We start from the raw sequence: 23480 nt of genomic DNA on the forward strand, positions 1-23480 counted from the left end.
GCGCGCGATGCGGACTTTCCATATGGTGCGCTGCGCGGCGTGCGTGGACGATTCGTCGGATATTTGCGCGCGTCGTGCAAAACCGGGTGCCCGTGCGGCTACAATCGGGGCAGTTTTGCCGGGCGCCGGCCGGTGGCTGCATGCGCCCATCCCCGCATACAACACGAGACGAAGCATGAGAAACATCCTCGCGAAACAGACGCGCTACAGCTCGCCCGCGATCTTCTTCCACTGGGCCGTCTTCCTGCTGGTGGCGCTGGCCTACCTGGCCATCGAGATCCGCGGGCCGAAAGGCAGCGACAGCCGGGTGTTCTGGATGAACGTGCATCTCACCGCGGGCACGCTCGTGCTCGTGCTGTCGGTGCTGCGCGTGCTGTGGCGAGCCGTCAGCCGTGTGCCGCAGGCCATTCCGCAAGCGGCGCTGTTGCGCTGGCTCTCGAAGCTTGCGCATGTCGCGCTCTACGTGTTCATCATTGCGCAGCCGCTGCTCGGCATCATGATGATCAACCTGGGCGGCAAGCCGGTGTCGCTCGACTGGCTCGGCATATCGTTCACGCTGTTCGGCCCCGACAAGGCGCTGCGGCCGACGATCAAGGAAGCGCACGAGCTGATCGGCAACGCGTTCTACTTCGTGATCGGCCTGCACGCGCTGGCCGCGCTTTACCATCATTTCATCCGGCGCGACGACGTGCTGCGGCGCATGGCGCCCTGAGCGGCACGTTCCGGAAGCATGCAGCAGACGGGGGCGCATGGTTGTGTTGACAACCATGCGCCCCCGGTTCGTTTACCGCCATCCGCGCTGGCCATCGCGTTGAACATTCTGTAACATCTCGGCTGTTTTTACATTCCGCTTACTCGTTGCCGAGCATGCTGCACCGACATCGTCACCTGACCGCCTGGCTTGGCGTGCTCGCGATCTGGTTCGCGATCGCGGCGCCGCTGGTGTCGCAGTGGCGCGTCGCGCAGGCGGCCACGCCCGACGCAATCGTCTGCAGTACGGAGCATGGCGCGCACCCGTCGCCCGATGCGGGCCGCATGCACGATCATGCGCTGCATCTCGATGCGTGCGGCTACTGCGGTTTCTTCGCGCACAGCCCCGCGATCGGCGGGCCTGCCGCCGCGGCACTCGCTTCCGTTCCCGTCGTTTCCGTCTCCGCCGTCGCGCCGCCTGCCGTCGCGGCGCGCGCCGACCGCTATCCGCGCGCGTACCCACGCGCCCCGCCCGAGCGCGCCTGACGCGCTGTTTCCGTTCCATTCATCGCCGATATCCGTGCGGCCCGTCGAGGCCGCGTGGAGGGCGTCACTCGGGCTTTCGATCATGACCATTTTCCAGTTGCGTGCGCCGCGGGCGTCACGCAATGCCTGTGCGCGGCGTATGCCGCGCGTGCTGAAACTCACCGTTCCCGCGCTCGCTGTCGGCGCATTGGCCGCGAGCGCCGCGGCCGCCGAAACGGCGCGCGCATCCGGCGCGCCGACCGACGATACGGCCGCACCGCTGCCGGCCATCGAAGTCGTCGCATCGCCGCTGTTGACGCCGCTCGTCGTCGTCACGGATCCGAAGACCCCGCGCCAGCCGCTGCCCGCCAGCGACGGCGCGGATTACCTGAAAACGATCCCCGGCTTCACGTCGATCCGCAGCGGCGGCACCAACGGCGACCTCGTGCTGCGCGGGATGTTCGGCTCGCGGCTGAACATCCTGGCGAACGGGATGTCGACGCTCGGTGCATGTCCGGGCCGGATGGATGCGCCGACGTCGTATATCGCACCGGAAAGCTATGACAAGGTCACCGTCGTGAAGGGGCCGCAGACCGTGCTGTACGGTCCCGGCGCGTCGGCCGGCACCGTGATGTTCGAGCGCGTGACGCCGCGCTTCGACAAGCCCGGCATGCGCTTCGAAGGCAGCCTGGTCGGCGGGTCGTTCGGCCGCAACGACCAGAACATCGACGTGACGGCCGGCACGCCGGACGTCTATGGCCGCGTGACCGCGAACCACGCGCATTCGCAGGACTACAAGGACGGCAACGGCAACACCGTGCCGTCGCAGTGGGACAAGTGGAATGCCGATGCGGCGCTCGGCTGGACGCCGGACGACCACACGCGCGTCGAGCTGACCGCCGGCACCGGCGACGGCTATGCGCGCTACGCGGGGCGCGGGATGGACGGCGCGCATTTCCGCCGCGAGACGTTCGGCCTGTCGTTCGACAAGAAGCATCTCGGCGACGTGCTCGACCGGATCGAGGCACGCGTGTACTACAACGAAGCCGATCACGTGATGGACAACACCACGTTGCGGCAACCGGACCCGACCAGCAGCATGCCGATGCGGATGGCGTCGGAAGTGCGGCGTCGCACGTTCGGCGCGCGCGCGGCCGCGACGTTCCGTCTTGCCGACGACTTCAAGCTCGTGACGGGCGTCGATGCGCAATCGAACCGGCTCGACTCGCGCTCGGCGATGGGGCGGCAGAACTACGGCGACAAGCCGTGGGATGCGCAGGCGACGATGTGGAACGCAGGCGTGTTCGGCGAGCTGACGTGGTACGCAAGTGACGTGTCGCGCGTGATCGGCGGCGCGCGCGTCGACTATGCGAGCGCACGCGACAAGCGCGCGACGACGAGCGGCATGATGAAGAGCAAGCCGAACCCGACCTTCGACGACGATCGCACGCGCGTGCTGCCGAGCGGTTTCGTCCGCTACGAGCGCGATCTCGCGTCGCTGCCCGTCACGTGGTACGCGGGCGTCGGCCATACGGAGCGCTATCCCGACTACTGGGAGCTGTTTTCCGCGACGCGCGGGCCGGCCGGTTCGATCAACGCGTTCTCGGCGGTGCAGCCGGAGAAGACCACGCAGCTCGACATCGGCGCGCAATACAAGAGCGACCGGCTCGATGCATGGGTGTCGGCGTATGCGGGTCATGTTCAGGACTTCATCCTGTTCAACTACGCGGCCGGCATGATGGGCCCGACCACGCAGGCAACCAACGTCAACGCGCAGATCATGGGTGGCGAAGCGGGCGTGTCGTGGAAACCGGTTTCGCCGCTGCGCGTCGAGACGTCGCTCGCGTATGCGTGGGGGCGCAACGTGGCAACCGGCGATCCGTTGCCGCAGATGCCGCCGCTCGAGGCGCGCTTCGGGCTCGAATACACGCGTGGCGCGTGGTCGGCAGGGGGGCTGTGGCGCATCGTTGCGCCGCAGCATCGCTATGCACTGAACGAGGGCAATGTGGTCGGCAAGGACTTCGGCCCGAGTGCCGGATTCGGTGTGCTCTCGTTGCATACGCAATACAACGTCAGCAAGACCGTGCAGATCTCGGTCGGCGTCGACAACGTGCTGAACAAGGCCTACACCGAGCACCTGAACCTCGCCGGCAATGCGGGCTTCGGCTACCCGGCGAACTCGCCGGTGATGGAGCCGGGCCGGACCGCGTGGGTGCGCGTGAGTGCGAAGCTGTAACGCATCGCACGTGTGCATTGCAGCATGCGCACGGATGAACGCGGCCCCGCCCGAACGGGCGGGGCGCGTCAACCGATTAGAGAACCGTGTCTAGTCAGGGCGCAAACGTTCGCGACTCGTGATTCACTCCCGCATTCGACTCACATGGTGGTCGCGATGTTGGCGACGCATAGTGCGTGTCGATCCGGCTTCATTCGCACCGGCAGCACAATAATCAGGAGAACATGCATGGCCAATACGATGCGTTCCAGGGTGGTGGCAGGGGCAGTGGCATGCGCGATGAGCATCGCGCCGTTCGCGGGGACGACTGTGGCAATGACGCTCGCGACGACGCACGCGGCGATGGCGGCGACCGCGCCCGCCGATGGCTACGCGGCGACGCGTTATCCGATCATTCTCGTGCACGGGCTGACGGGTACCGACAAGTACGCCGGTGTGCTCGACTATTGGTACGGGATCCAGGAAGACCTGCAACAGAACGGTGCGACCGTCTACGTCGCGAACCTGTCGGGGTACCAGAGCGACGACGGCCCGAACGGGCGCGGCGAACAGTTGCTCGCTTACGTGAAGACGGTGCTCGCGGCGACGGGTGCGACCAAGGTCAATCTCGTCGGCCACAGCCAGGGCGGCCTCTCGTCGCGCTATGTCGCGGCCGTCGCGCCCGATCTCGTCGCGTCGGTGACGACGATCGGCACGCCGCATCGCGGCTCCGAGTTCGCCGACTTCGTGCAGGGCGTGCTTGCATACGATCCGACCGGGCTTTCGTCATCGGTGATCGCCGCGTTCGTCAATGTGTTCGGGATCCTGACGAGCAGCACCCACAACACGAACCAGGACGCGCTCGCCGCACTGCAGACGCTGACCACCGCACGGGCCGCCACGTACAACCAGAACTACCCGAGTGCGGGCCTGGGTGCGCCGGGCAGTTGCCAGACCGGTGCGCCGACCGAAACCGTCGGCGGCAACACGCACCTGCTGTATTCATGGGGCGGCACGGCGATCCAGCCGACGCTCTCCGTGTTGGGCGTGACGGGCGCCACGGACACGAGCACCATTCCGGTCGTCGATCCGGCGAACGCACTCGACGCGTCGACGCTCGCGCTGCTCGGCACGGGCACGGTGATGATCAACCGCGGCTCCGGGCAGAACGACGGGGTCGTGTCGAAGTGCAGTGCGCTGTACGGCAAGGTGCTGAGCACGAGCTACAAGTGGAACCATCTCGACGAGATCAACCAGCTGCTCGGCGTGCGCGGCGCGTATGCGGAAGATCCGGTCGCGGTGATCCGCACGCATGCGAACCGGCTGAAGCTGGCGGGCGTGTAATCGATGACGGTACGTGAAGGACGCGCGCCGCTGGCGCGGCGCGCCATGATTTATGGCGTCGTGGGGCTGGCGGCGATTGCCGGCGTGGCGATGTGGAGCGCTGCGGGCTGGCATCGCGGGACGGGTGCTGGCGGCGATGCGCCGGATGCGCCGGTGGCAGGCGGATTGACTGCCGCATCGCCGCAGGCCGCCGTGCCGGCAAGCGCGGGCCTGCCGCCGTCGCTCGCCGGCTCCAGCGCGCCCCGGTTGCCACTCGATGCCGGCGGCCATCTCGCGAAGTCGCGCGTCGTGCGGGATTTCTTCGACTACTGCCTGGCCGCGCAGAGCGACCTGAGCGCGTCCGCGCTCGATGCGTTGGTCGTGCGCGAGATTGCCGCGCAACTCGACGGCACCGTTGCGCAGGCCGAGGCGCTCGACGTATGGCACCGCTATCGCGCCTATCTCGACGCACTCGCGAAACTTCGCGATGCCGGCGCGGTCGACAAGTCCGACCTCGGCGCGCTGCAGCTCGCGCTCGACCAGCGTGCGTCGATTGCATATCGCACGCTCGGCGACTGGAGCCAGCCATTTTTCGGGGCGGAGCAGTGGCGGCAGCACTACGACCTCGCGCGGCTGAAGATCACGCAGGATTCGACGCTGACGGATGCGCAGAAGGCAGAGCGGCTCGCTGCGCTCGAACAGCAGATGCCGGCCGACGAACGCGCTGCGCAACAACGCATCGACCGGCAGCGGGCGGCGATCGACCAGATCGCGCAATTGCAGAAGAGCGGGGCGACGCCGGATGCGATGCGCGCGCAACTGACGCAGACGCTCGGCCCCGAAGCCGCCGCGCGCGTCGCGCAGCTGCAGCAGGATGACGCGTCGTGGCAGAGCCGCTACGCGGACTATGCGGCGCAGCGTGCGCAGATCGAGTCGGCGGGCCTGACGCCGCAGGATCGCGACGCGCAGATCGCCGCGCTGCGGCAGCGCGTGTTCACGAAGCCCGGCGAAGCCGTGCGCGCGGCATCGCTCGATCGCGGGGCGGGCAGCGTCCGGTAATGCGGGAGGCGCGGGCGGCGCGGCGCATGACCGCCGCTATGCCGCGCGGGTGAGGTCCCGCGGCAGGTGTCGCTCGATGGTGTTCGCGAGCGTGTCGAACGCGGGGCCGATGCTTTCGTGCGGGACGCACGCATAGCCGAGCAGCAGGCCGCGCCGCGCGGTGTCGAGGCTGCTGTAGTAGCTGGTGAGCGGGCGCACGATCACGCCTGCATCGAACGCGCTCTGCGTGACCGCGCGATCGTCGCACGCGTCGGGCAGGCCGAGCACGAGATGCAGGCCTGCCTCGTCGCCCATCACGGGCAGCGCGTCGCCGAAGCGCGCGCGGATCGCATCGATCATCAGTTGCCGGCGCTCGCCGTACAGCGTACGCATTCGTCTGACGTGCGAAGTCAGGTGGCCGTCCATGATGAATTCGGCGAGCACGGCCTGCTGCATCAGCTGGCCTTCGCGGTACAGCTCCGACAGCCCGGTGCGGAACGTGTCGACCAGATGCTCGGGCACGACCATGTAGCCCATCCGCAGCCCCGGGAACAGCATCTTGCCGAGGCTGCCGACGTAGATCACGCGGCCGCCGTCGTCGAGCCCCTGCAGCGATGCGAGCGGGCGGCTGCCGTAGCGGAACTCGCTGTCGTAGTCGTCCTCGATGATCCAGCAGCGGTGCTGGCGCGCGTATTCGAGCAGCATCCGGCGTCGCGCGAGGCTCATCACCATCCCGAGCGGGTACTGATGCGACGGCGTGACGAGCACGAGCCGCGGCGGATGCTGCATGTCGCTGGCACGCGGGTCGAGCCCTTCGTGGTCGACCGGCACCGGCGTCAGCGTGAGACCGGCCGCCTGCAATACGCTGCGCACGCCCCAGTAGCACGGCTCCTCGACCCATGCGCGATCGCCGATGTCGGACAGCAGCCGCACCGCGAGATCGATCGACTGGTGGATGCCCGTCGTGATGATCAGCTGGTCCGGCGAGCATTTGACCGAGCGCGCGACCCGCAGGTAATCGGCGAGCGCCCGCCGCAACGGCCGGTAGCCGCCGCCCGGCGCATAGGTCAGCAGCTCGGGATTCGCTTCCTTCCACAGCCGCGCCTGCAGGCGGCTCCACGTCCGGCTCGGGAATTCCGACACGTCCGGCACGCCCGGCATGAACGCGCCCCACTGGCGCCGCGATACGCCCGCGTGCTCGATCAGTCGCCGGCCGCGCATCGACAGGCCGCCCTGCGCGTCCGGCAGCGGCGGTTCACCGGCGCTCGACGGCGGCGGCGCGGCGCCCGGCACGTGGATCGCGGCGGCGTCCGGCCGCGTGTCGGCGACATAGGTGCCGCTGCCGGTGGTCGTCAGCACGTAGCCCTCGGCCGTCAGCTGGTCGTACACGTGCAGCACGGTATTGCGCGCGATCGACAGGTCGGCCGCGAGCGTGCGCGAACTCGGTAGCTTTGTTCCTGGCCCCAATTCCCCGGTCAGGATGGCCTGCTGCATCTGCTGCAGCAGCTGCCGGTACATCGGCTCGGGCGAACCGCGGTCGAGGCGGGCAGAGAGCCAGTCGGCGAGGATCACGGTATCCAAAGTGGTCCTACTAGTAATATTGAAATGGTTCCCTATTGTAGAACCGTGGGCACCGTATAGTGGCTCGCATCTCAAAATCAATTGTCGCGAAGCAAGGGGACAGCCACGATGAAGTCCGATGATGTGATCGTCAGCTTTCGCGGCGTGCGGAAGACCTACGACGGCGAAACGCTGGTCGTCAAATCGCTCGACCTCGATATCCACCGCGGGGAATTCCTGACGTTGCTCGGCCCGTCGGGCTCGGGCAAGACCACCTGCCTGATGATGCTGGCCGGCTTCGAATTCCCGACCGGCGGCGAGATCCGCCTCGACGGCGAGCTGCTGAACAACGTGCCGCCGCACAAGCGCAACATCGGCATGGTGTTCCAGAACTACGCGCTGTTTCCGCACCTGACGGTCGAGCAGAACGTCGCGTATCCGCTGACCGTGCGCAAGCTGCAGGCGGCCGAGCGCGTGGAACGCGTCGCGCACGCGCTGAAGATGGTGCAGATGGAGCGCTTCGCGAAACGCTATCCCGCGCAGTTGTCGGGCGGCCAGCAGCAGCGCATCGCGCTGGCGCGGGCGCTCGTGTTCGAGCCGAAGCTGGTGCTGATGGACGAGCCGCTCGGCGCGCTCGACAAGCAGCTGCGCGAACACATGCAGTACGAACTGAAGGCGCTGCACGAAAAGCTCGGCGTGACCTTCGTGTACGTGACGCACGACCAGGGCGAGGCGCTGACAATGTCCGATCGCGTCGCCGTGTTCGACAAGGGCATCGTGCAGCAGCTCGACACCGTGGACCGCCTGTACGAATCGCCATGCAACGAATTCGTCGCGAACTTCATCGGCGACAGCAACCGGCTGCGCGGCACCATCGCGCGCGTCGACGGCGAATTCTGCGAATTCCGGCTCGACGACGGCACCAAGCTCGTCGGCCGCCGCATCGGCGATGCAGCCGAGGGGGCGCCGGCCGTCGCGTGCATCCGCCCCGAACGCATGAGCCTCGCCGCGCACGGCGCGAACGGGCATGCGAACGGCTCGGCCGCCAACCAGCTGAGCGGCGAGGCGCGCAGCCTCATCTATTTCGGCGACCACGTGCGCATGCGCTGCGCGCTGCCCGGCCAGGACGAATGCTTCGTGAAGGTGCCGCTCGGCACCGGCGCGCTCGATGCGTTCTCGCCCGGCGCACCGGTCGCGCTCGCGTTCTCGCCCGAACACCTGCGCGTGTTCGCTTGAGCAGGGTTTTCCCGATTTTCCGTAGCACGTCGTCAACAACAACTGCCCACTTCCACCACGAGAGGAGAGGAACCACCATGAACCGAGCACGCATTACCGCACGGCGCACCGCGCTGGCATTGGCGCTCGCCGTCGTCGGCGCATCGGCATCGGCTGCCGAACTCACGGTCGTCAACTTCGGCGGCGCGAACGGCGACGCACAGAAGGCCGCGTTCAACCAGCCGTTCGAGAAGGCGACCGGCAACAAGGTCACGGCCGTCGAATACAACGGCGAGCAGGCGAAAGTGAAGGCGATGGTCGAGGCGAAGCACGTCAACTGGGACGTGGTCGAAGTCGAATCGGGCGACCTGAACCGCGGCTGCGACGAAGGGCTGTACGAGAAGCTCGACTGGTCGAAGATCGCGAAGAAATCCGACCTGATTCCGGAATCGCCGCAGGTGTGCGGCGTCGGCTTCTTCGTGTGGTCGACGGCGCTGTCGTACAACGCGGACAAGCTGAAATCGGCACCGACCGGCTGGGCCGATTTCTGGAACGTGAAGAAATTCCCCGGCAAGCGCGGCATGCGCAAGGGCGCGCGCTATAACCTCGAATTCGCGCTGATGGCCGACGGCGTCGCGACGAAGGACGTCTACAAGGTGCTCGGCACGAAGGCCGGCCAGGATCGCGCGTTCAAGAAGCTCGACGAACTGAAGCCGTACATCCAGTGGTGGGAAGCGGGTGCGCAGCCGCCGCAGTTCCTCGTCGCCGGCGACGTCGTGATGTCGACCGCGTACAACGGCCGCATCGACGCCGCGCAGAAGGAAGGCAAGAACCTGAAGGTCGTGTGGAACGGCAGCATCTACGACCTCGACTACTGGGCGATTCCGAAGGGTTCGCCGAACAAGGCGCTGGCCGAGCAGTACATCGCGTACACGCTGACGCCGAAGCCGCAGCAGGCATATGCGCAGCACATCGCGTACGGCCCGGCGAACGTCGCGGCGATCAAGTCGCTCGACGCGAAGACGCTCGCGAACCTGCCGAACTCGCCGGCCAACGGCAAGAACGCGGTACTGGAGGACATCGGCTTCTGGACCGACCACAGCGACGAGCTCGAACAGCGCTTCGCCGCGTGGGCAACGAAGTAACCGGTCAGGCATCCTCACGGGTGTCGTGATGCAACCGGCCGCGCGACGCGTCGATCGTGTCGCGCGGCCTTCCGCCGGATCGTGCCCGGCCGGAGAGAACCGTTGAATACGATGACGATCGCGCCTTCCTCGCCGTCGAACGCCGCGCTTAAGCGCGAGCTGAAGGCCGCCGAGGCCCGCAAGCGCACGATGGCACTGCTGCTGGTCGCGCCGCTCGCGATTTTCCTGTTGCTGATTTTCGTCGTGCCGATCGGCACGCTGCTCACGCGTGCGGTGCAGAACCCCGAGATCGCCGCAGCGCTGCCGAACACGGTCAGGGCGCTGTCGGGCTGGGACCGCAAGGCGCCGCCGGCCGCCGCCGCGTATGTCGCACTCGCGGCCGACATGACGAAGGTGGCCGACAGCGAGGCGATGGGTGCGCTCGCGCGACGCCTGAACACCGAGATTCCCGGCTATCGCTCGCTCGTCGCGAAGACGGCGCGTGCGATGCCGCTGAAGGGCGACAACGACGCGGCACTGACACCCGCGCAGACGCGCGACAAGCTGGTCGAACTCGATTCGCGCTGGGGCGATGCCGCATACTGGCAGGCGATCGCGAAGAACGGCAGTGCGTATTCGCCGTTCTACCTGCTCGCCGCGCTCGACCACAAGCAGGACGGCTTCGGCCACATCGTGCAGGCCGACCCCGACCAGTCGATCTATCTCGCGATCTTCGGCCGCACGTTCGTGATCGGCGTCGCCGTCACGCTGTTCGCGTTGCTGCTCGGCTATCCGCTCGCGTACTGGATCTCGACGCTGTCTGAGCGGCGTGCCAACCTCGTGATGATCCTCGTGCTGATTCCGTTCTGGACGTCGGTGCTCGTGCGTGTCGCCGCGTGGATCGTGCTGCTGCAGAGCGAAGGGCTCATCAATACGGCGCTGATCGGCAGCGGGCTGATCTCGCATCCGCTGACGCTGTTGTTCAACCGCATCGGCGTGTACATCTCGATGACGCACATCCTGCTGCCGTTCATGATCCTGCCGCTCTACAGCGTGATGAAGTCGATCCCGCCGACCTACCAGCGCGCGGCCGTCTCGCTCGGCAGCCATCCGTTCGCCGCGTTCTGGCGCGTGTACGTGCCGCAGACCTACCCGGGCGTCGGCGCGGGCGCATTGCTCGTGTTCATTCTCGCGATCGGCTACTACATCACGCCCGCGCTGCTCGGCGGACCGAACGACCAGATGGTCAGTTATTACGTCGCGTACTTCACGAACGTGACGATCAACTGGGGCATGGCGTGCGCGCTCGGCGGGCTGCTGCTTGCAGCAACGCTCGTGCTGTACGCGGTGTACGGGCGCTTCACGCGCACCAACGTGAGCCTCGGTTGAGCGCCGCGCACTACGAAACGGGAAGGGGATTCGGACCATGAAACTCGCCAGGCCGCTGTTCGCGCCGCACATGTCGTTCGTCGAACGCGCGTGGTACGTCGCATTGCGCGTGCTCGTCGTGCTGACGCTGCTGTACCTGATCCTGCCGGTGCTCGCGATCGTGCCGCTGTCGTTTTCGTCGAGCACGTTCCTCGTCTATCCGATCCCGGGCTTCTCGACGCGCTGGTACGAGAACCTGATCGCATCGGACGAGTGGCGGATGGCCGCGAAGAACAGCTTCATCGTCGCGCCGTCGGCGACCGTCGTCGCGACGGTGCTCGGCACGCTTGCCGCGATCGGTCTCACGAAGGCCGACTTCCGCGGCAAGGCGCTGCTGATGGCCGTGCTGCTGTCGCCGATGATCGTGCCGGTCGTCGTGGTCGGTGTCGGCATGTACCTTTTCTTCGCGCCGCTCGGGCTCGCGAACACCTACACGGGGCTGATCGCCGCGCACGCGGCGCTCGGCGTGCCGTTCGTCGTGACGACGGTTGCGGCAACCCTGCAGGGCTTCAACCAGAACCTCGTGCGCGCGAGCCTGTCGCTCGGCGCGAATCCGGTGTCGACGTTCTTCCGCGTGACGCTGCCGGTGATCGCACCGGGTGTGATGTCCGGCGCGCTGTTCGCGTTCGCGACGTCGTTCGACGAAGTCGTCGTCACGCTGTTCCTCGCGGGCGCGGACCAGACGACGCTGCCGCGCCAGATGTTCACGGGCATCCGCGAGAACATCAGCCCGACGATCGCTGCGCTCGCAACGATCCTGATCATCTTCTCGACGAGCCTGCTGCTGGCGCTCGAATGGCTGCGCGGCCGCAATGCGCGGCGCGCAGTGACCTGACGCGGCGAGCCAGCCTGCCGCGCCTGCGTTGCCGCGCGTCCTGCTCGGCAACGCACTTGCTTTCATTTCGCTGACTGACGAGGCGGCCGCCTGCACGTTCGATGGGGCTCTGCAACAATACGGGGCGCGGTGGCGCGCGTTCCGAGCGGTGCGTCCGGAACGCCGCCGCGAGTCCAATCCGCGACGCGGCGCAACGCGTCGCTCGTCAGCCGAGCCTCATCTTGTCCGAATTCGCTTCCCCCGCCGGCGCGCATGAGCCGGCCGTCAACTGGCGTGCGATGTCCGCCGTGCTGCTGGCCGTCGCGCTCGCGACGCTCGACACCGCGATCGCGAACACCGCGCTGCCCGCGATCGCCGCCGACCTGCATGCATCGCCGGCCGCGTCCGTATGGATCATCAACGCCTACCAGCTCGCGATGGTCGCGACGCTGCTGCCGTTCGCGTCGCTCGGCGACATCGTCGGCCACAAGCGCGTGTATATCGCCGGGCTCGCGGTGTTCACGGTTGCGTCGCTCGGCTGCTCGCTCGCGTCGACGCTGCCGATGCTGACGGCCGCGCGGATCGTGCAGGGCTTCGGCGCGAGCGCGATCATGAGCGTGAACGTCGCGCTGATCCGCGGCCTGTTTCCCGCGCACCGGCTCGGGCGCGGCGTCGGCTTCAACGCGCTCGTGGTCGGCGTGTCGTTCGCGGTGGGGCCGACCATCGCGTCGCTGATCCTGTCGGTCGCCGCATGGCCGTGGCTGTTCGCGGTGAACGTGCCGCTCGGCGTGTTCGCGCTTGCCGTGGCGATTCCGTCGCTGCCGCAGACTGCGCGCGGCAAGCATGCGTTCGATCCGGTCGCCGCATTGTTCAACGTGATCACGTTCGCATCGCTGATCTTCGCGCTCGGCGAATTCGCGCAGCGCGGGCCGCTTTCCATCGTGTTCGCGGCGGCGGCGGTCGCGCTCACCTTCGGCTGGCTGCTGATCCGCCGTCAGGCCGGGCACCCGGCGCCGATGCTGCCAGTCGACCTGTTTCGCCGGCCGGTGTTCACGCTGTCCGCGCTGACCGCGGTGTGCGCGTTCGCTGCGCAGGGGCTCGCGTTCGTGTCGCTGCCGTTCTATTTCGAAACCGTCCTGCATCGCAACGCGGTCGAGACGGGGTTTCTGATGACGCCGTGGTCGGTGATCGTCGCGCTCGCCGCGCCGATCGCGGGGCGCTTGTCGGATCGCTATCCGCCGGGCCTGCTCGGCGCGATCGGTCTGGCCTTGCTGAGCGCGGGCATGGTGTCGCTCGCCGCGTTGCCGGCGGCGCCCCGCGTCATCGACATCGGCTGGCGGATGATGCTGTGCGGCGCGGGCTTCGGTTTCTTCCAGTCGCCGAACCTGAAAGCGCTGATGTCGAGTGCGCCGCCCGAGCGCAGCGGCGGCGCGAGCGGGATCATCGCGACCGCGCGGCTGATCGGGCAGGCGACGGGCGCGGCGCTCGTCGCGCTGTCGTTCGGGATCGCGGGACGCCATGGGCCGACGCTCGCGCTGATGCTCGGCGCGGGCTTCGCCGGGGCCGCGAGCGTCGCGAGCGGATTGCGGCTCTTTGCGCCGTCGCATCGGGCCGGTGTGCCGGCCGCGCCGGAGCGCGTAAGCGAGCGGGCGACGGAGTAGGGTGGCGCGCGGTTGCGGCGCAGGCCGATTACCGAACGACGATCGCGGGAAATTTTCGAGCCGGCGCGCGGCCACCACCGCCACGCGCCGGCCTTCACGCTTCGCTTAGAACCCGCCCGACTTGATCAGCTGGTTGAGGTTCGCGATGTTCAGGCTGCCGAAGCCGGTCGTGTAATCCCAGCCGGTGCCTGCGTTGTAGCCATACCCCTGATAGCCGTTGTTCCCCGACACCACGTCGTAGCGTACGAGCGACGGGTTCGACGGAATGTCGGCGTAGAACTTGCCGGCCGGGAAGCCGAGGCCCGTACCGTTCGCTGCGAGCAGGCGCGCCCAGAGGCCGGTGAAGATCGGTGCGGCGAGGCTCGTGCCGCCGATCTGCTGCAACTGGCCGTAGTTGTAGATGTACGCACCCGTGCTTTGCGCGGCGTCGAACGAGACGTCCGGCAACTGGCGGTTGCTGCCCGACTGCCACGACGGCGCGGGCAGGATCGTGCTGACGCCGCCGCCCGTCGCCCACAGCTTGCCGTTGGCGTCGAGCCCTTCGTTCCACACCGTCTCGTTCGAGAAGGCGCCCGACGACGTCGTGTAGAGCGTCGTGCCGCCGATCGCGAGCACGTGCGGCGACGATGCCGGCCACGACACCGTGTAGTTCGAGCCGTCCGGATAGCCGCGGTTGTTGCACTCGTACACGCCTTCGTCGCCAGACGAAACGGAGAACGTCTGGCCTTGCGCCGCGGCGGTCGTGAAGATCTGTTCCTCGGCGTCGAGCGTGCCGTCCGCGCTCGCGTCGGTCTCGCACCAGCCGAGCGATACGTTGATCACCTTCGCGGTGTTGTCCGACACCGCGCGGTTGAACGCCTGCGTGAGGCCCGTGTTGCCGGTGGCGTTCAGGTCCGCCATGTAGAACACGAGCTTGCCGACCTGGCCGCCGGCCGAGCCGACGATCGACTGGCTGTCGAGATCCCACTCGCCCTGGCCGTCCTGGTCGTCGGTGTAGCTGCCGCCCGTACCGTTCGTCTTGACGGTCTGCGTGGAGACCGTGCCGTAACCGTTGCTCGACGTGAACTGCTTCAGGTCCTGCAGCGTCTGCGACACGCCGCCGATCGTGATGATGCCGACGGTCACGCCGGCGGCGGTCGGCACGCTGGTCGCGTTGTAGAGGCCCGGGAATTCCTTCGGATAGTGGCCGGTCGCCGTGCCGGCCGCGAGCGCCTGCGGCTTCGACACGTTGCCGATGTGCAGCAGCGGCCGCGCGTGTGCGACGCTCTGCAGCCCGAGCACCGAGCCGACGACGTCGCCGAGCGCGCGCGGCACCTGCGCAGTCGACGTGTTCGCGAAGCCCGAGTGACCCGCGTATTCGAAGTGGACGAGCGACGTGTTGAATGCGGTCTTCACGGTGCCGGCCGTGCCGCGTGCGGATACCAGCAGCCGGTTCGGTGCGACCTCGACGTTCACGAAGCCGCTCTTGTGCAGATAGTCGACGACCGACTTCACCTGCGCTTCGGTCGGCGCGTAGTTGGCGAGGAACTGTTCGTGCGTAAGGTACTGGCGGTAATGCGCGCTGCCCGGCCGGTTCACGTCGCGCGACAGTTGCTTGAGCTGCGCGGCATTGCGCAGTTTCAGGCTGACGACGACGTCGGTCGTTTCGCCGGCCGCGAGTTCGAGCGACGGCGCCGCGCTGCGCGCCATCAACTGCGTGCCGGTCAGAAAGGCCTTCGTATGGGTGTCGACCCAGTCCGTCGCCGCATGCGCCGCAGCGGCGGCGAACACGAGCGGTGCCACGCACGCAAGGCGGCGGGGCGACGGCAGGGGCAGGGCAAACCAGGCGTTCCTTTTCATCGGGAGTCCTTTTTAGGAGAGACGACGTTGCTGGAGCCCTCGACCCTTGTGGGGTCGCGAGCGGTGACGAGCGTAGGGCGTCGCTGCCGTTCAGGTAGCTGCCATTTTCCATAGCTGTCAGTTCTGACATCGGCGCGGGTGCGCGCATGCGCTGCGTCATGCGCGCAGGCGATTGCGGCAGCGGCGAGCGGAACCGGTTCGCGATACGACGGCGCGGCAATGCGCGACGCTCGCACGCACGAGTCGCTCGTCGCGACGCCGGAACGTGCGCGATCGCGGAGCGGATCGCCGCGTGAACGCATCGCGCGCGACCGGTCGTTGCCGCGTGCCGCGTCGCACTATGTGGTCAAACGAAGCGACGCGGCAGGAACGGATTCGCGCGTGCACAAGAAAGGGGCCGGTCGATCGCAAACGTTTCCCGAACTGTGGAACGGTGCTTCCGGCAGTCTTGCAGGCGACTTACGGATCGCATGCGGCAATTGCGGATTAGAGGAAAGGCTCGAATCCGGGGACGTCCACACCCCGGCGCGGCGGACGGCGGGCCCGCGCAAGATCGCGCGGCGTCATTCGCGAAATTCCGCCTTGACGTGCGTCGATCAGCGGATATGCTTCAATCCATAACCATCGGGTTATGGATTTGGACATGCAGAACGCACACGACATGCTTTTCAGGACACTTGCCGATCCCACGCGCCGCGCACTCTTCGAGCGGCTGTGCGCGGACGGCGAGCTGACGGTTGCCGCATTGACGGCCCATGCGGGCGTCTCGCAGCCGGCCGTCTCGAAGCATCTGGGCGTCCTGAAGCAGGCCGGGCTCGTGAGCGACCGTCACGAAGGCCGGCAGACGCACTACAGCGCACAGCCTCAAGCGCTGGCCCCGTTGATCGACTGGACGAGCCAGATGGCGGGCTTCTGGCAGAACCGGTTCGATGCCCTCGAAGATCTTCTGAAAAGGATGGACCAGTAATGAACCAGGCCACCACCGAAACGCGCTCCGTCGTCGTCGACCGGGAGCTGCCTCATCCGCCGGAGAAGATCTGGCGCGCCCTCACGCAACCGCACCTGATCGAGGCGTGGCTGATGAAGAGCGACTTCGAGCCCGTCGCGGGCCGCGCCTTCAGCTTCCGTGCGGACTGGGGCTCGGTCGACTGCACGGTCCTGACGATCGAGCCGCCGCATGCGTTGTCCTATACGTGGGCCGCGTACGGCCTCGAAAGCGTCGTCACGTGGACGCTCACGCCGACGCCGCACGGCACGCACCTGCGGATGGAGCAGGTCGGCTTCCGTACCGACCAGGAGCAGGCGTACCGCGGTGCGCAGCACGGCTGGGTCCGGTTCTTCGACTCGCTCGAACAGGTGCTGGCGCGCCCCGACGAAGGCACGGAGGCGCGCGCATGAGCACAACGGATCTCACGCCGTCGGAGCGTATCGACGCGCTGATCGCCGGCATCGCCGACTGGCGCGGCAAGACCTTCGCCGACCTGCGCCAGACGATCCTCGACGCGCAGGCGGGCATCGTCGAGGAATGGAAATGGATGGGCAGCCCCGTATGGTCGTGCGACGGGATGATCGCGGTGGCGAATGCGCACAAGGGCAAGGTGAAGCTGACCTTCATGCACGGCGCGCAGCTGCCCGATCCCGACAAGCTCTTTAACGACGGCCTCGACGGCAATGCGCGGCGCGCGATCGATTTCTTCGAAGGCGACAAGCTCGACAAGCGGGCACTGAAGAATCTGGTGCGCGCGGCGATCGACTACAACCGCACGCATCTGAAGAAGAACACCCGGCGAGCGGGCACAGGCACGAAGGCGCGGGCCGACAAGGCGGCATGACGCGCTGCACGACCGGTCACGCAGCGTAGCGCGCAGGCAAAAAAAGCCCGACACGAGGTCGGGCATCCAAATCGGCCGCAACCGCCCGCGAGGCGGCTGCGGCACCTGCAAGGTGCAGGGCGCTTACGCTGCGAGCAGCGAGCGCAGCACGAACGGCAGGATCCCGCCGTGCTTGTAGTAGTCGACTTCGATCGGCGTATCGATGCGCAGCAGCACCGGCACGCGCTGCGTTTCACCGTTCTTGCGATGGATCACGAGCGTGACGTCCTGCTGCGGCTTGAAGTCGTCGCCGAGGCCTTCGATGTCGTACGTCTCTTCACCGGTGATGCCGAGCGACTGGACGCTGTCCGCGCCCTTGAACTGCAGCGGCAGCACGCCCATGCCGACCAGGTTCGAGCGGTGGATGCGCTCGAAGCTGCGTGCGATCACGGCCTTCACGCCGAGCAGTTGCGTGCCCTTCGCGGCCCAGTCGCGCGACGAGCCCGTGCCGTACTCTTCGCCCGCGAACACGACGGTCGGCGTGCCGGCGGCAACGTACTGCATTGCTGCATCGTAGATCGATTGCTGTTCGCCGCTCGGCTGGTGGATCGTCAGGCCGCCTTCGACGCGCGTGCCGTCTGCCTTCGCCGGGATCATCAGGTTCTTGATCCGGACGTTCGCGAACGTGCCGCGCATCATCACGTCGTGGTTGCCGCGGCGCGAGCCGTAGCTGTTGAAGTCGGCCTTCTGCACGCCGTTTTCCTTCAGCCACTTGCCTGCCGGCGAGTCTTCCTTGATCGAGCCTGCCGGGCTGATGTGGTCGGTCGTGACCGAGTCACCGAAGATGCCGAGTGCGCGCGCGCCCTTGACCGTCGGGATCGACGCAGCCGGTTCCATCGAGAAGTCGTTGCCGAAGAACGGCGGCTCGGCGATGTACGTCGACTTCGGCCAGTCGTAGACCTGGCCCGATTCGCCCTCGATCTTGCTCCAGAGGTCGCCCTTCTTGGTCAGCTTCGAGTAGTTGTCCTCGAACTTCTTCGGGTCGAGCGCGAACTTGAGCAGCGCGTGGATTTCTTCGCTCGTCGGCCAGATGTCGCCGAGGTAGATGTCGCGGCCGCCCTTGCCCTTGCCGACCGGTTCCGTCATCAGGTCGCGCGTGATGTTGCCGGCGATCGCGTAGGCGACGACCAGCGGCGGCGACGCGAGGAAGTTCGCGCGGATGTTCGGGTGGATGCGCGCTTCGAAGTTACGGTTGCCCGACAGCACGGCTGCCGCGACGATGTCGTTCTTCGTGATCGCTTCGTTCAACTCCGGCGTCAGGTCGCCCGCGTTGCCGATACAGGTCGTGCAGCCGTAGGCCGCGACTTCGAAGCCGAGCTTCGACAGGTAGGGCAGCAGGCCCGTCTTCGTCAGGTACTCGGTGACGATGCGCGATCCCGGCGCGAGCGAGGTCTTGATCTTCGGATCGACCGTGAGGCCGGCCTCGACCGCCTTCTTCGCGAGCAGGCCGGCGGCCAGCAGCACGCTCGGGTTCGACGTGTTCGTGCACGACGTGATCGCGGCGATCAGCACGTCGCCGTTCTTCACGTCGACGCCGTTGCTCGTCGTGTATTGCGTGGCCAGATCTTCGGCCTTCTTCGCGAAGCCGTTTTCCGCGACCGGCTTCGAGAACAGGTCGGTGAACGTCGACTTGACGTTGCCGATCTCGATGCGGTCCTGCGGGCGCTTCGGGCCGGCCAGCGACGGCGCGACCGTTGCCAGATCCAGCGTCACGACCTTCGTGTAGTCGATGTCGCCGGCCTTCGGGATGCCGAACAGCTTCTGCGCCTTGAAGTAGTTTTCGAACGCGGCGATTTCCGCCTTCGTGCGGCCCGTGCCTTCGAAGTACTCGATCGTCTTTTCGTCGACCGGGAAGAAGCCCATCGTCGCGCCGTATTCCGGCGCCATGTTGCCGATCGTCGCGCGGTCCGGCAGCGACAGCGACTTCGTGCCTTCGCCGAAGAATTCGACGAACTTGCCGACGACCTTCTCCTTGCGCAGCATTTCGGTGATGGTCAGCACCAGGTCGGTGGCCGTCACGCCTTCGATCAGCTTGCCCTTCAGCTCGACGCCGACGACGTCCGGCGTCAGGAAGTACACCGGCTGGCCGAGCATGCCGGCTTCGGCCTCGATGCCGCCCACGCCCCAGCCGACCACGCCGATGCCGTTGATCATCGTCGTGTGGCTGTCGGTGCCGACGAGGGTGTCCGGGTAGTACACGGTGTCGCCGCCGTCCGTCTTCTTGTGGACGCCGCGCGCGAGGTATTCGAGGTTCACCTGGTGGACGATGCCGACGCCCGGCGGCACGACCTTGAACGTGTCGAATGCCTGCATGCCCCACTTCATGAACTGGTAGCGCTCGTTGTTGCGCTGGAATTCCAGTTTCATGTTCAGGTCGAGCGCGTCCTTCTGGCGGAAGTAGTCGATCTGCACCGAGTGATCGACGACGAGATCGACCGGGACCAGCGGCTCGATCTTCTTCGGGTTCTTGCCGGTACGCTCCGCGACGCCGCGCATGGCCGCGATGTCGGCGAGCAGCGGCACGCCCGTGAAGTCCTGCAGCACGACGCGCGACACCACGAACGGAATCTCGTCGACGCGCTTCTCGGTCGGCTTCCAGTTCGCGAGCTGCGCGATGTGCTCTTCGGTGATTTTCTTGCCGTCGTAGTTGCGCAGCACGGACTCGAGCACGATACGGATCGACACCGGCAGGCGTTCGATCTTCGTCTTCAGTTCCTTGCCCAGCTGCGGCAGCGAGTAGAACTTGCCTTTGCCGGAACCGCTGTCGAATTCCTTGAGGGTCTTGTGGAGATTGTGGGCCATGGTGATTTTCCTGGGTTTAAGGCTAGGAAACTACGTGTCCTGTAAATGACGGCTATATCACGTACAGATCGACGTACTCATCGACCGGCATCGCTTCGAGCTTTGCCTGGTCCAGCGACACGTCGAGAATCGCTTGTTGCTGCTTTGCCGGGAAGCGGCGGGCAAGGTTGGTCCGGAACTTCTCGACCAGGAGCGGGACGCCTTCGGCCCGGCGCCGCCGGTGGCCGAGCGGGTATTCGACCGCCACCTCGGCAAGCTTCGACCCGTCCGTGAACTCGATCGTCAGTGCATTCGCGATCGAGCGCTTGTCCGGGTCGTGGTAATCCTTCGTGAACTGCGGATCCTCGACGCACACGGTCTTCGCGCGCAGCGCGTCGATGCGGGGATCGGCGGCGGCCGAATCTTCGTAGTCGGCCGCGGTCAGCCGGCCGTACAGCAGCGGCACGGCGACCATGTACTGGATGCAGTGGTCGCGGTCGGCCGGATTGGCGAGCGGGCCCTGCTTGTCGATGATGCGGATCGCGGCCGCGTGCGTGCGGATCGTGATCCGGCTGATGTCGTCGGTCGTGCGGCCCGCGGCAGCGAGCTGCGCGTGCAGCTGTAGCGCGGCCTCGGCGGCCGTCTGCGCGTGGAATTCGGCGGGGAACGCGATCTTGAACAGCACGTTTTCCATCACGTACGTGCCGTACGGGCGCTGGAAGCGGAACGGTTTGCCGTCGAACAGCACGTCGTAGAAGCCCCAGGTCTTGGCGGTGAGCGCCGACGGGTAGCCCATTTCACCCGTTTTCGCGATCAGCGCGAGGCGCACCGCGCGGGAGGTTGCGTCGCCGGCCGCCCATGACTTGCGCGAGCCCGTGTTCGGCGCGTGGCGGTAGGTGCGCAGCGCGTGGCCGTCGACGAACGCGTTGGACACCGCGTTGATCAGCTCGTCGCGCGTGAGCCCGAGCAGCCGGCCGACGACGGCCGTCGACGCGACCTTCACGAGCAGCACGTGGTCGAGCCCGACCGCATTGAACGAATTCTCGAGTGCGAGGCAGCCCTGGATCTCGTGGGCCTGGATCATCGCGACCAGCACGTCGCGCATCGTGAGCGGCTTCCGGCCGGCCGCGACGGCCGTGCGGGAAAGCCAGTCGGCCGTCGCCAGGATCCCGCCGAGGTTGTCGGACGGATGACCCCATTCGGCGGCGAGCCAGGTGTCGTTGAAGTCCAGCCAGCGGATCATCGCGCCGATGCCGAAGGCGGCCTGGACGGGATCGAGCTGGAAGGACGTGCCGGGCACCTTCGCGCCGTTCGGCACGATCGTGCCGGGCACGACAGGGCCGAGCAGCTTGGTGCAGGCAGGGTAGGACAGCGCCTCGAGTCCGCAGCCGAGCGTGTCGATCAGGCAATGACGCGCCGTCTCCAGCGCGAGCGCGCTGTCGATGCCGGCATTCAGCACGTAGTCGACGATATCGACGAGTACCGTATCCGGAGCAGGGCGGACGTTGGAGACCGGGGCGGACATCGAGGGGCCGATGGGAACGCGCTTAGTTCGTTGCCGGCTTCAGCTCGTTCGACTGCGTCGGTGCCGGCGTGCCTTGCGCCATTTCCGGCGTCACGCATTCGTCCGCGAGGCGTTCGCCGCCGTTCGCGTCGGAGAACAGCATCGCCTTGGTCGGGATCACGACCAGCTTGAAGCCTGCGGCCGGATCGTAGAACGTGTCGGCGCCCGTCGTCGTGGCCTGACGCGGCAGCTTGTAGTTCTTCTTCGCCCAGTGAACCGTGACGACCTGGTCGCGCTTCATGTCACCGGCGAGGTCGAACGACAGACCTTCCTTGCAGGACCACTTGACTGCGCCGTCCGGCACCGTGTCAACCTTGGCTGCGGCACGTGCCTGTGCCTTCTTGCTGCGCGGGATGATGCGCTTGGCCGGCGCCGGGCGCTTGGCCGTTGCCTTCTTCGCGGTCGTCGTGGTCGTACCCTGGGCAAACGCGCTCGGAGCCGACACCAGCATCGTGGCGGACAAGGCGCCGATGGCGGTAGCGATCAGGAGTTTCTTCATGGAGTCAGAACCTTTCGATAATCAGTTGACAAGGGCCGGCAGTCTGCGCCGCCGGCCGGTTTGAAACTGCACGCGCCCCGAAAGCGCGCAGCGGCCGCTATTTTCACCTATTTGGCCGCGTGTATATCAGGTTTTCGGGCTCCGTTACGTTTTTTGTCGTTTCGCAAACCTCTATCCGGTTCGCGCCTCGTCGAATGCATGAAACTCGTGTATCGGCCGGCGGCGCGCGGCTTACGCCGCGCTGCCCTCGGCGGCCGGGCCGAACAGCGGCGCGCCCTCGGCCGGCACGGGCTGGCCGGTGGCCCGCGCGCGGCGCAGCACCGACCAGTAATACCGGTAACTCGCGCGATCGTGCAGCGTATCACCGTGGCGCGTCGGGCCCCAGTCGGCGGCCTGCGCGGCCAGCAGGATCTCGGCGGCCAGCGCGACCTCGTCGGTGCGCGGCGCGAATGCGTCGACGATCGGGCGGATCTGCGCGGGGTGGATGCTCCACATCCGCGTGAACGCGAATTCGTCGCGCGCGCGGCGTGCATCGGCGGCGACGACGCTCATGTCGCGCACCTCGGTCGTCACGTTGTGCGACGGCGTCTTGCCGTGCGCGTGGCAGGCCGCGGCGATTTCCAGCTTCGCGCGGCGCACGAGCGGGTGCTCGAACTGGCCGGGCGAGCGCATCGCGGAATCGGGAATCGCGCCATGGTGCGCGGAGACGAAATCCATCAGCCCGAAGCTCAGCGTGCCGACCGTCGGCAGCGCGGCGAGGGCGGCCGCCTGCGCGAGCGCGCCGTGCGTCTCGACCAGCACGTCGACGGGAATCGGCTGCGCGATGCCGAGCTCGCGGCGCGTGCCTTCGATGAACGCGGTCATTTCGGCTGCGTCGGCGGCACTCGCGATCTTCGGGAGCGTGATGTAGGCGGGGGCGCGCGCCGCACGCAGCACGATGCGTACGTCGTCGCGCCAGTGCGGGTGGGAAAAGTCGTGGATGCGGACGCCGACGCGGCCGAAGCGGTTCTCGTCGCTGCCGAGGATGTCGGTGACGAGCGCCGCGTGCGCGGCTTCCTGGCCGACGGCGGCGCCGTCTTCGCAGTCGAGCGTGATGTCGAACACGGGGCCCAGCTCGGCCTGCAGCGCGAGCGACTTGCGCATCAGCTTTTCGCTGCCCGCGTAATGATCACAGCAGGGCAGGATCGCGGGCGGGGACGCCCCGTCGTACAGCACTTGTGCGGGAGTGAGCGCGGCCATCTCGTCTACGTCAGGGAAGCGGGTCAACGTGGAGAAAATCGGATTCGGACGCGTTCTGGGCCTGTGTGCGGCAAGCGCGGGGCGGCAAAACGGG

The 23480-nt window shown here is 67.1% G+C and carries 19 protein-coding genes; 13 read left to right on the forward strand and 6 right to left on the reverse strand.

What is annotated here, in order from left to right:
* Window positions 1-175 precede the first annotated feature (175 nt).
* The 5 genes from CFB50_RS23000 to CFB50_RS23020 all read left to right on the forward strand — a co-directional run bounded on the left by CFB50_RS23000 (window position 176) and on the right by CFB50_RS23020 (window position 5812).
* Entirely contained in the window at window positions 176-712 is a 537-nt protein-coding gene (locus CFB50_RS23000) for a cytochrome b (protein ID WP_046549930.1), read from the forward strand.
* Window positions 713-867: 155 nt separating this feature from the next.
* Window positions 868-1236, forward strand: coding sequence for a DUF2946 domain-containing protein (locus CFB50_RS23005; RefSeq protein WP_089447370.1), 369 nt, complete (start codon window positions 868-870; stop codon window positions 1234-1236).
* An 82-nt stretch (window positions 1237-1318) separates the two neighbouring features.
* Complete coding sequence (locus tag CFB50_RS23010) at window positions 1319-3451, forward strand: TonB-dependent copper receptor (RefSeq protein ID WP_089447371.1); 2133 nt, start codon at window positions 1319-1321, stop codon at window positions 3449-3451.
* Window positions 3452-3679: 228 nt separating this feature from the next.
* Complete coding sequence (locus CFB50_RS23015) at window positions 3680-4774, forward strand: esterase/lipase family protein (protein WP_089447372.1); 1095 nt, start codon at window positions 3680-3682, stop codon at window positions 4772-4774.
* Window positions 4775-4777: 3 nt separating this feature from the next.
* A complete protein-coding gene (locus CFB50_RS23020) occupies window positions 4778-5812 on the forward strand; it encodes a lipase secretion chaperone (protein ID WP_089447373.1) in 1035 nt (344 codons plus the stop codon).
* Window positions 5813-5848: 36 nt separating this feature from the next.
* Here CFB50_RS23020 and pdxR read toward each other — a convergent pair whose 3' ends face one another.
* Window positions 5849-7372: a MocR-like pyridoxine biosynthesis transcription factor PdxR gene (pdxR, locus tag CFB50_RS23025; RefSeq protein ID WP_089447374.1), complete on the reverse strand. Its 1524-nt coding sequence runs from the start codon at window positions 7370-7372 to the stop codon at window positions 5849-5851.
* A gap of 108 nt (window positions 7373-7480) precedes the next feature.
* On the opposite strand from pdxR, the gene CFB50_RS23030 reads away from it, so the two are divergent.
* The 5 genes from CFB50_RS23030 to CFB50_RS23050 all read left to right on the forward strand — a co-directional run bounded on the left by CFB50_RS23030 (window position 7481) and on the right by CFB50_RS23050 (window position 13593).
* Entirely contained in the window at window positions 7481-8587 is a 1107-nt protein-coding gene (locus tag CFB50_RS23030) for an ABC transporter ATP-binding protein (protein WP_089447375.1), read from the forward strand.
* 77 nt (window positions 8588-8664) lie between these two features.
* The gene (locus CFB50_RS23035) at window positions 8665-9711 is read left to right on the forward strand and encodes an ABC transporter substrate-binding protein (protein WP_069251119.1); all 1047 of its coding nucleotides are present in this window, start codon (window positions 8665-8667) and stop codon (window positions 9709-9711) included.
* A gap of 111 nt (window positions 9712-9822) precedes the next feature.
* Window positions 9823-11079, forward strand: a complete 1257-nt coding sequence (locus CFB50_RS23040; RefSeq protein ID WP_179254250.1) for an ABC transporter permease — start codon at window positions 9823-9825, stop codon at window positions 11077-11079.
* A gap of 37 nt (window positions 11080-11116) precedes the next feature.
* Entirely contained in the window at window positions 11117-11953 is an 837-nt protein-coding gene (locus CFB50_RS23045; protein ID WP_069251120.1) for an ABC transporter permease, read from the forward strand.
* Between the two features lie 221 nt (window positions 11954-12174).
* The gene (locus tag CFB50_RS23050; protein WP_089447377.1) at window positions 12175-13593 is read left to right on the forward strand and encodes an MFS transporter; all 1419 of its coding nucleotides are present in this window, start codon (window positions 12175-12177) and stop codon (window positions 13591-13593) included.
* A 105-nt stretch (window positions 13594-13698) separates the two neighbouring features.
* Here the strand turns inward: CFB50_RS23050 and CFB50_RS23055 are convergent, their stop codons facing one another.
* The gene (locus CFB50_RS23055) at window positions 13699-15432 is read right to left on the reverse strand and encodes a S53 family peptidase (RefSeq protein ID WP_089447378.1); all 1734 of its coding nucleotides are present in this window, start codon (window positions 15430-15432) and stop codon (window positions 13699-13701) included.
* 643 nt (window positions 15433-16075) lie between these two features.
* Between CFB50_RS23055 and CFB50_RS23065 the strand changes: the two genes are divergently transcribed.
* From CFB50_RS23065 to CFB50_RS23075, 3 genes are read left to right on the forward strand one after another with little or no spacing between them, the layout of a single operon-like run.
* Window positions 16076-16399: an ArsR/SmtB family transcription factor gene (locus tag CFB50_RS23065; protein ID WP_041493622.1), complete on the forward strand. Its 324-nt coding sequence runs from the start codon at window positions 16076-16078 to the stop codon at window positions 16397-16399.
* Window positions 16399-16830, forward strand: a complete 432-nt coding sequence (locus CFB50_RS23070) for an SRPBCC family protein (RefSeq protein ID WP_089447379.1) — start codon at window positions 16399-16401, stop codon at window positions 16828-16830. Before CFB50_RS23065 ends, CFB50_RS23070 begins: the two co-directional genes overlap by 1 nt.
* The gene (locus CFB50_RS23075) at window positions 16827-17264 is read left to right on the forward strand and encodes a DUF1801 domain-containing protein (RefSeq protein ID WP_089447380.1); all 438 of its coding nucleotides are present in this window, start codon (window positions 16827-16829) and stop codon (window positions 17262-17264) included. The genes CFB50_RS23070 and CFB50_RS23075 overlap by 4 nt, the downstream gene beginning before the upstream one ends.
* Before the next feature lie 123 nt (window positions 17265-17387).
* On the opposite strand, the gene acnA is transcribed toward CFB50_RS23075, so the two are convergent.
* The 4 genes from acnA to CFB50_RS23095 all read right to left on the reverse strand — a co-directional run bounded on the left by acnA (window position 17388) and on the right by CFB50_RS23095 (window position 23386).
* A complete protein-coding gene (gene acnA, locus CFB50_RS23080; RefSeq protein ID WP_089447381.1) occupies window positions 17388-20105 on the reverse strand; it encodes an aconitate hydratase AcnA in 2718 nt (905 codons plus the stop codon).
* A 52-nt stretch (window positions 20106-20157) separates the two neighbouring features.
* Entirely contained in the window at window positions 20158-21609 is a 1452-nt protein-coding gene (locus tag CFB50_RS23085) for a bifunctional 2-methylcitrate dehydratase/aconitate hydratase (protein ID WP_089447382.1), read from the reverse strand.
* A 22-nt stretch (window positions 21610-21631) separates the two neighbouring features.
* A complete protein-coding gene (locus tag CFB50_RS23090; protein ID WP_069251128.1) occupies window positions 21632-22147 on the reverse strand; it encodes a hypothetical protein in 516 nt (171 codons plus the stop codon).
* A gap of 231 nt (window positions 22148-22378) precedes the next feature.
* Window positions 22379-23386, reverse strand: a complete 1008-nt coding sequence (locus tag CFB50_RS23095) for an HpcH/HpaI aldolase/citrate lyase family protein (RefSeq protein ID WP_089447383.1) — start codon at window positions 23384-23386, stop codon at window positions 22379-22381.
* Window positions 23387-23480: the final 94 nt, after the last annotated feature.

The organism is Burkholderia sp. AU33423 (genome assembly GCF_002223135.1).
Classification (GTDB): Bacteria; Pseudomonadota; Gammaproteobacteria; order Burkholderiales; family Burkholderiaceae; genus Burkholderia; species Burkholderia lata_D.

Coding starts and splice junctions, on each gene's coding strand:
- CFB50_RS23045 (WP_069251120.1), top strand. CDS start 11,117: ATGAAACTCGCCAGGCCGCTGTTCGCGCCGCACATGTCGTTCGTCGAA.
- CFB50_RS23005 (WP_089447370.1), top strand. CDS start 868: ATGCTGCACCGACATCGTCACCTGACCGCCTGGCTTGGCGTGCTCGCG.
- CFB50_RS23035 (WP_069251119.1), top strand. CDS start 8,665: ATGAACCGAGCACGCATTACCGCACGGCGCACCGCGCTGGCATTGGCG.
- CFB50_RS23065 (WP_041493622.1), top strand. CDS start 16,076: ATGCAGAACGCACACGACATGCTTTTCAGGACACTTGCCGATCCCACG.
- CFB50_RS23090 (WP_069251128.1), bottom strand. CDS start 22,147: ATGAAGAAACTCCTGATCGCTACCGCCATCGGCGCCTTGTCCGCCACG.
- CFB50_RS23030 (WP_089447375.1), top strand. CDS start 7,481: ATGAAGTCCGATGATGTGATCGTCAGCTTTCGCGGCGTGCGGAAGACC.
- CFB50_RS23000 (WP_046549930.1), top strand. CDS start 176: ATGAGAAACATCCTCGCGAAACAGACGCGCTACAGCTCGCCCGCGATC.
- CFB50_RS23070 (WP_089447379.1), top strand. CDS start 16,399: ATGAACCAGGCCACCACCGAAACGCGCTCCGTCGTCGTCGACCGGGAG.
- CFB50_RS23020 (WP_089447373.1), top strand. CDS start 4,778: ATGACGGTACGTGAAGGACGCGCGCCGCTGGCGCGGCGCGCCATGATT.
- CFB50_RS23010 (WP_089447371.1), top strand. CDS start 1,319: ATGACCATTTTCCAGTTGCGTGCGCCGCGGGCGTCACGCAATGCCTGT.
- acnA (WP_089447381.1), bottom strand. CDS start 20,105: ATGGCCCACAATCTCCACAAGACCCTCAAGGAATTCGACAGCGGTTCC.
- CFB50_RS23015 (WP_089447372.1), top strand. CDS start 3,680: ATGGCCAATACGATGCGTTCCAGGGTGGTGGCAGGGGCAGTGGCATGC.
- CFB50_RS23055 (WP_089447378.1), bottom strand. CDS start 15,432: ATGAAAAGGAACGCCTGGTTTGCCCTGCCCCTGCCGTCGCCCCGCCGC.
- CFB50_RS23085 (WP_089447382.1), bottom strand. CDS start 21,609: ATGTCCGCCCCGGTCTCCAACGTCCGCCCTGCTCCGGATACGGTACTC.
- CFB50_RS23075 (WP_089447380.1), top strand. CDS start 16,827: ATGAGCACAACGGATCTCACGCCGTCGGAGCGTATCGACGCGCTGATC.
- CFB50_RS23095 (WP_089447383.1), bottom strand. CDS start 23,386: ATGGCCGCGCTCACTCCCGCACAAGTGCTGTACGACGGGGCGTCCCCG.
- CFB50_RS23040 (WP_179254250.1), top strand. CDS start 9,823: ATGACGATCGCGCCTTCCTCGCCGTCGAACGCCGCGCTTAAGCGCGAG.